Genomic DNA, 2,445 nt, shown 5'->3' on the forward strand with positions numbered 1-2,445 from the left:
CGATTCCTAGTTTTGAAAAACCAGATTATCATCGTTGCTAGTAGAAGAAACTAGACGGTGTTTACCGGACGGACACCTTCGTTTTGTTTGATCATCGCCATTATCTGGCTGTCACTGAATTTTGATTTACGCATTAGAAAACACCTTCGTTTTATTTTATTGGAATTTTCTACTTATGACTACTTTGGTTTGGCGGGGGGATTACAATTATCAAATATAGATTATAGCGTTGCTAGACGGGGTTTACCGGACGGACACGTATGATTTCACGTTGCAAAAGTATTAATTGTATATTTTCAATTACACCATTACCGGGTGGTGCAGAATTAACAATCGCTCTCCCCTAGTGGTGGTGACATTGAGGATATTGGAATTCAATTTTTTATTTAGCCAGGGCTCTGATGGCGCTAGCGATATGCTCTGCTTGAGTTTGTGATACGTGCAGATCAGTTGATTCGACCATCACACGGATCAATGGCTCAGTGCCTGATTTACGTAATAATACACGTCCGAAATTTGCCAATTCGGTTTCGGCTTCTGCAACAGCTTGCCTAACTGAGTTAGTATTTAAGATCTCATCAGCGTTATTATGACTTAGTTGAACATTGATGAGTACTTGAGGGTATCGTTGCATACCCGTCACATATTCTTGTAATGACTGTTGCTGTTGAAGCAGTGCTGTTAATACTAAAAGCGATGCGACAATACCATCGCCAGTTGTCGCATAATCCAAATGTAGAATATGACCTGAGCTTTCACCGCCGAGTTTCCATCCGGTGCTTTTAAGTTGCTCTACAACATACCGGTCGCCCACTTTAGCTCGCTTAAACGGAATACCCATGTCCTTGAGCGCTAACTCAAGTCCAAGATTAGACATCAGAGTACCAACAACTCCCCCGTCCATATGACCTTGTAATTTGGCGGCTTTAGCTAAAATGTAGAGAATTTGGTCGCCGTCAATCACCGCACCACTACCATCGACAAGCATTAATCTGTCAGCATCACCATCCAATGCAATACCCAAATCGGCTTGATGTGCAAGCACCGCAGCTTGCAAGCTATCTAAATGCGTTGCACCACATTGCTCATTGATATTTAAACCATTGGGCTTATCGTTAATACTGATGACTTCAGCACCCAGCTCTGCATACACATTTGGCGCTATGTGATACGCAGCACCATTAGCACTGTCGACCACAATCGTTAACCCTTCAAGCGTCAAACCTTTAGCAAATATGCCTTTGCAATACTCAATATAGCGTCCTGCCGCATCGTCTATGCGTCTGGCTTTACCTAAACGCTCTGAGCTAACACATTGCATCGCGTTATGATTTAATGCTTGATCAAGTAACGTCTCAATTTCAAGCTCTTGTGCATCAGTTAGCTTAGTCCCGAAATTATTAAAAAACTTAATACCATTATCATAATATGGATTGTGCGATGCACTAATAACCACTCCCGCATCGGCTCTAAATGTGGATGCTAAATAAGCAACAGCTGGTGTGGGCATGGGTCCAACAAATGCCACATTGATGCCAGCCGCAGAAAGCCCTGCTTCCATGGCTGATTCAAACATATATCCGCTATTACGCGTATCTTTACCGATTAATATCTCTTTAGTGCCGCTAGACGCTAAAACAGTTCCCGCTGCCCAACCTAATTTCATTGCAAAATCAGGGGTGATTGGAAATACCCCTACTTTACCTCTTACTCCATCGGTACCAAAATATTTACGTGGCATAATGTGTCTTATTCTCCTAATGCTTTATATTGGTCTTTGCTTCTAGCCGGGCTACCATACACAATAGAGTGCTTGGTAATGTAGGTAATGATGCACGCCTTACCGATATCATCCTAAATATTCATGAATGGCATTGACGACGGGCCAAGGCCCGATAGTTTCTAGTTCAGGGTATCGATCGTCTACAAATTCAATTAACGTAAAACCACATTCTTCTGCCATTTCAGCAACGACTTTGCCATGCCCACTAGCCCCTAAAATAATTAACTTAGTCATTAGATGATGGTGCCCCTTGAAACTTTGACATCGTAACGTGTCTTACTTAACTGCTCTGATCTCTGACTGCTATTGCAGTAGAGTAGTTAATCACTACCAAATAAATCACGAGTGTAAACTGTCTCAATGACATCACTGAGGAGTTCATCTTCTGTTAAAACTGGTTCATGAATAATGTGAGTCCTGCTCACGTTTAAATATAATGGACTAATAAAATAACAGCATATTTGATAGAGAAGTGAAATCTCTCACATGCATCTTAATCTCATAGTTATCATATCAACTTTTCACCGCATCTCCTGACCCCGATCCGGTAATAGTTTTCACGATATACAAAAAGTAATTTTTCAGAGACATCGTCTTGATCATAACTTCGTCTATTGTTGCCAATTTATATGGCGTAGACATATCAATATTTTGTATCTGCG

At 41.3% G+C, this 2,445-nt stretch carries 2 protein-coding genes; both read right to left on the reverse strand.

Annotated features, from left to right (window positions below):
• Positions 1-382: 382 nt before the first annotated feature.
• Entirely contained in the window at positions 383-1,741 is a 1,359-nt protein-coding gene (gene glmM / locus ACSHXM_RS21600; protein WP_435692464.1) for a phosphoglucosamine mutase, read from the reverse strand.
• A gap of 108 nt (positions 1,742-1,849) precedes the next feature.
• Positions 1,850-2,017: a hypothetical protein gene (locus tag ACSHXM_RS21605; RefSeq protein ID WP_435692466.1), complete on the reverse strand. Its 168-nt coding sequence runs from the start codon at positions 2,015-2,017 to the stop codon at positions 1,850-1,852.
• Positions 2,018-2,445: the final 428 nt, after the last annotated feature.

The sequence above is a fragment of the Paraglaciecola sp. genome (assembly GCF_051252315.1).
GTDB lineage: Bacteria > Pseudomonadota > Gammaproteobacteria > Enterobacterales > Alteromonadaceae > Paraglaciecola.